Source organism: Flavobacterium sp. (assembly GCF_040382755.1).
GTDB lineage: Bacteria > Bacteroidota > Bacteroidia > Flavobacteriales > Flavobacteriaceae > Flavobacterium.
Map to the genome: position 1 here is coordinate 1 of NZ_JBEIET010000126.1, position 5,360 is coordinate 5,360.

The window sequence follows — 5,360 nt, forward strand, 5'->3', positions numbered from 1 at the left end:
GGTAAATTTTCCATTTTAGGAAATCACGATTATGGGAAGTATTTCGATTGGGATTCGGAAAAAGAAGAAATTCAAAATTTTGAAGATGTAAAAAGCATTCATAAAAAATTAGATTTTACCTTGTTAATGAATGAAAATGTAAAGTTGAAAAAAGGTTCTTCTGAAATTGTGTTGGTTGGAGTAGAAAACTGGGGTGTACATTTTGGTAAAAAAGGCGATTTAAAAAAGGCTACATCCGATGTTAAACCAGAAGATTTCAAAATAGTAATGAGTCACGATCCAAGTCATTGGGAAAATGAAATAAAAAATCACGATACACATTATCATTTAACCTTATCAGGTCATACGCACGGATTACAATTTGGAATTGAAATTCCGGGTTGGTTCAAATGGAGTCCTGTACAGTATGTTTATAAACAATGGGCAGGATTGTATGAAAATGCCGGAAGATATATTTATGTAAATCGGGGTTTTGGCTTTCACGCCTATCCAGGTAGAGTAGGAATTATGCCTGAAATTACTGTAATTGAGTTAAAAAAATCCAAAAAAGAGGCGTAATTGCTTAAAAAATGTGGTTTTTTGTTTGATATATTAAAAAAATATATACATTTGTTTAATAAACAATTCGGTCTATGTCGAAATTTGGAGAACTTATAGATGCACAAGTGCCAGTATTAATTGATTTTTTTACGGAATGGCATGAACAATCTATTATTATGAATGAAACAATTCGTCACGTTGCAGCTGCTTTAGGCGACAAAGCAAAAGTGATTAAAATTGATGTAGATAAAAATAAAGAATTAGCGGAAGCACTTCGGATTAAAGGCCTTCCAACTTTTATGATTTACAAAGATGGTCAAATGGTTTGGAGACAAAGTGGTGAATTTGATGCCAATACTTTAATTTCTCTTATTCAAGAACAAGCTTAGGCGATTTTTTCAAATTTAAATTCTTTACTTTTTAATGTTTCAATGGTTTTTTCTAAACTATTGAGAACATTCTCTTTTGCCTTATTGCTATCGTGAAATACAATAATACTTCCGGAAGAAACATTTTGAATTACATTTTCATAACATTTTTCTGCTGAAATACTTGCATCATAATCTTTGCTCAATACATCCCACATAATTATTTTGTAACCTAATTTTCTCAGCTTGTAGGATTGCCACGGAGTAATTTTACCATAAGGCGGACGAAATAATTTCGAATTTCGAATTTTGAATAATGAGTTCAGTTTGATTTCGCAAGCTTCTGAGTTGCTAATGTATGTTTTTGTAGGAGTTTTCCATCCCTTTAAATGACTATAGGTATGATTTCCTAAAGAATGCTGTTTAGAAAGAATTTTCTGTACGATTTCTGGATGTTTTCTTACGTTGTCACCAATGCAAAAAAAGGTAGCTTTGATGTGATGTTTTTCTAAAATTTCTAAAACCCTTTCTGTGATTTCTGGAGTAGGACCGTCATCAAAAGTTAAATAAATAGTATTTTCAGAATTCGGAATATTCCAAACCTGATTGAAAAATAAGAGCTTTATTATTTTAGGAACTTTTATCATAAAAAAAGCCATTCAAAGGAATGGCTTATATATTTGTTATTCAATTTCTCTTTTATATTCGCCCATCATGTTATTGAAATTATTGAATTTTACGCGTTGTAAATTGTAAAACGCTACATCTCCATTTTCCTGAGCTAATAATAATAGCGAACGATAAATATCAATTTCTCTGTAAATTTCCATTCGATAAAACGCTTTTTGTTTTTCGGATTGCGAATGAAAGAAAGTTAATTTTTCTTGATATTTTTTAATCAGTTCATTTAAGATTTTTCTTGCTTCTTCTTTTTTACCAATTTTATAATATCCTTCAGCAAATGGTTCTACAGTAGTATAATATTCAAAGTAATTTATTGGCATATTTTTCATAGCTATTTGAATTACTTTTTCGGCTTTATCAAATTTCTTTTCTTCAATTAATGCGGTCATTAAACGAGAAAGATTGTTTCTGTAAGATAATGCATTTTTGCGCGTTTCTGGATCGTGATAAATTTTATCGCTTCCAGCGTTACCCCAAGTCCATTGGTTTATGATTTTAAAAGCTTTTTCAGTGTCAATGTAACCCATATCATATGGGTTTCCTTCTTGTAGCTTAGTTCTAACAGGGACTAATTTATACACCATACCGTCTAACTGAAGGTATTCTTTCATCCAAATATAATCGTCTGCCCCAAAACTTCCTGGAGAGAAATAGATAGGTCGTTTCCAGTTGTTTTCGTTAAAAATATCTAACATGATTAGACGGTTTTTGTATATCGCACCACCTTTTAATTTTAAAGTAATTTCATCAACTATAGAATCATTAAATTTTGCTGATACGACCTTATTTTTAATTATTTGCTGTTTATTGATTTTTATTTTATAAGTATCAGATGGATAATGGTGAATGTATTGTCCGTTATTCATTTTTTTTGCAGATCTTTTATCTTTTAAATAATCTAATAATACGTCTAAATCAAGAGTATATTTAATTTCTTCTTCTTCTTCTTGGATACAGTAATTTCTTTTGTCGCCCACATATTGATCATGTGTAAATGAAATAGGTAAAGCTTCAGATTTATTCGATTTGATTTTCATCTCATCAATATACCAATCTGTTGCTAACAAACTTGTGTTTACAATTCTAACATCCGTTCTATATCCTTCAATTTCTTGCAAATACCACATTGGAAAGGTATCATTATCGCCAATTGTAAACAATATAGCATTGGGTTCGCAAGAATCTAAATAGGCTTTTGCCATCGCTACAGCTGTGTATTTATTGCTTCTATCATGGTCATCCCAGTTTTCTGATGCCAATAGTACTGGCGAAGCTAATAAAGTAGTCGCTAATACGGCTGGAAGTGCTACTTTAGGCGACACATATTTTAAAATATATTGATAAATGGCATATATTCCAACGCCAATCCACATTGCGAAAATATAAAACGAACCTACTAAAGCATAATCTCTTTCTCTTGGTTCGAAAGGCCTTTCGTTTAAGTAAATTTTCAAAACCAACCCAGTGAATAAAAATAATAGTAATAATACATAAAACGATTTCCAATCTTTTTGTGCATGATAAACCATTCCGATAATTGCTAAAATAAAAGGTAAAAAGAAATACGTATTTCTACCTTTGTTATTTTTCATATCGGTAGTTAATTCACTTTGGTTGTCTAAATGTAAATTATCAATAAAGCTGATTCCGCTTAACCAATTTCCTTCTAAACTTTCATAATTTCCTTGTAAATCATTTTGTTTTCCAACGAAATTCCACATTAAATAGCGGAAATACATATAGCCAAATTGGTATTCAAACATAAATTTCATATTGTCTGAAAAAGATGGTTTTTCAATAGTTAAATAGCTACCATAATCATTTAAAAACTCCTCGTATTTGTCCAATCCAATTTTGTTAGATGCAAATTGACTTCTAAAATAAGAAACAATCTCGGTAAATTGACCTAATTTTTCTTCATTCGTTTCGCCAGTTTCTTTATCGTAAAAGGCTTCATAATTTACGCTAAATTCTAATGGCTTGGTAAATGTCATGTAGTTTTTGGCGTGTTCTTCACTCCAAAGTCTTGGTAAAAAAGCATTGTGATTAGAGTTTGGATTACGATTAGAGTTTTTATAATTATTGGTAATAATGTATTTACCTGTTTTCTCGTCTCTTTCGTAGTTTGGTTTATCATCAGAGTATGGATTTTCTTCATCAGATCCAGCATAAGCATTAGAATACTGAGGCCCATAAAACAACTTAGTTTCCCCGTATTGTTCTCTGTTGTAATACGCTAAAACTTCAGCAGCATCACTGGGCTTGTTCTCATTTATGTTTATATTTGAATTGGCTCTTACGGGAAGCATTATCCATGTAGAAAATCCAATTAAAATAAATAGTATACTTAATAATAATGTATTAAACTTTACTAATTCTTTTTTCTTGGTATACGTCAAACTAAAATAAAAACCAGCTACAATTAGTAAAAAGGCAATAACAGTCCCAGAATTAAATGGCAATCCCATGGAATTTACAGCAAAAATTTCTGTTTTTGCAAAAAATGATAACGTATAAGGCAGTAAAAATTTAAAAATAAACATCAAAATAGCTAATATCACTACATTAGCAATAATAAAATTCTTAACAGTAATATTTTTTTGTGTTTTAAAGAAATATAGCATTCCAATAGATGGTAAAGCTAATAAGGCTAAAAAGTGAACCCCAAAGGAAAGCCCAATAACCAATGAAATTAAAATAACCCATTTATTTCCTCTTTCTGTTTCCAGCTCTTCTTCCCATTTTAGACCCAACCAAAATAATAAGGCAATAAATAAAGAGGCCATTGAATATACTTCAGCTTCTACTGCGTTAAACCAAAAACTATCTGTAAATGTATAGGATAAGGCAGCAATTAATGATGCGCCAAGTGTAAGTTTTGAAGTTTCGTTGTTCCATTCTGATGTGGCAACTACAATTTTTCGTATAATTTTTGAAGCCGACCAAAACATAAATAAAATGGTAAAAGCACTTGAAAATACCGATACCATATTTACCATTAATGCAATTTGACTATTATCTGTGGCAAACATCGCAAAAAACGCACCTATCATTTGATATAATGGTGCTCCTGGCGGATGACCTACTTCAAGTTTAGCAGCGGTGGCAATATATTCACCACAATCCCAAAAACTCATTGTAGGTTCTACGGTTAGAGTATAGGTAACTAATGCAACAATAAAAGCAAACCATCCTATGTAGGTGTTCCATTTGCTGTAGTTAAATGAAATCATATATTTACTAAATTAATTTAGATTACAAAGAAACCATTTATTGAAGAGATTACCAATTAATTTTTTCTTAAAAATTATTTAAAAATTATTTGCAGAGAATAAAATATATATTACATTTGCACTCGCAATTACAAAATAATTGGTTCATGGTGTAATGGTAACACTACTGTTTTTGGTGCAGTCATTCAAGGTTCGAGTCCTTGTGAACCAACAAAAAATCCCACTTGAAAAAGTGGGATTTTTTTATTTTAATTATTTTGAAAGTACTTATATTTTAAAAGCTATCACTGGTCTTTTTGCATGATTAACTAAGTCTTCAGAAATACTTCCGTTTAAAAAGTGAGAGATTCCTTTTCTTCCATGCGTAGAAACAGCAATAACATCAGAATTTGAATCTTTTGCAAAATGTAAAATTCCTTTTTCCACATTAATATCATTATAAATGTGAGTAGAATAATTAGAAAAGTGAAATTCTTCAATAAAGTTTCTAACTTTTTCTTCAGCAGCTCTTGTTGTGCTGAAATTATTTGGTGTA

The 5,360-nt window shown here is 30.5% G+C and carries 5 protein-coding genes and 1 tRNA gene; 3 read left to right on the top strand and 3 right to left on the bottom strand.

What is annotated here, in order from left to right; translation table 11 throughout:
* On the top strand, nt 1–558 hold a 558-nt coding region (locus ABWO04_RS09570; protein WP_502903981.1), incomplete at its 5' end, for a metallophosphoesterase.
* Between the two features lie 74 nt (nt 559–632).
* The gene (locus tag ABWO04_RS09575) at nt 633–929 is read left to right on the top strand and encodes a thioredoxin family protein (protein ID WP_291241685.1); all 297 of its coding nucleotides are present in this window, start codon (nt 633–635) and stop codon (nt 927–929) included.
* Here ABWO04_RS09575 and ABWO04_RS09580 read toward each other — a convergent pair.
* Nucleotides 926–1,555 (bottom strand): polysaccharide deacetylase family protein, encoded by a 630-nt coding sequence (locus ABWO04_RS09580; RefSeq protein ID WP_353079499.1) that lies wholly within the window; start codon nt 1,553–1,555, stop codon nt 926–928. The two genes, ABWO04_RS09575 and ABWO04_RS09580, sit on opposite strands and share 4 nt — an antisense overlap.
* Before the next feature lie 36 nt (nt 1,556–1,591).
* On the bottom strand, nt 1,592–4,825 hold the full coding sequence (locus ABWO04_RS09585) for a glycosyltransferase family 117 protein (RefSeq protein ID WP_353079500.1): 3,234 nt from the start codon (nt 4,823–4,825) through the stop codon (nt 1,592–1,594).
* Between the two features lie 140 nt (nt 4,826–4,965).
* Here ABWO04_RS09585 and ABWO04_RS09590 point away from each other — a divergent pair.
* Nucleotides 4,966–5,036, top strand: a tRNA-Gln gene (locus tag ABWO04_RS09590).
* Nucleotides 5,037–5,092: 56 nt separating this feature from the next.
* Here ABWO04_RS09590 and ABWO04_RS09595 read toward each other — a convergent pair.
* Nucleotides 5,093–5,360, bottom strand: a 268-nt coding sequence (locus ABWO04_RS09595) for a universal stress protein (protein WP_353079501.1), incomplete at its 5' end; no start/stop codon positions are given.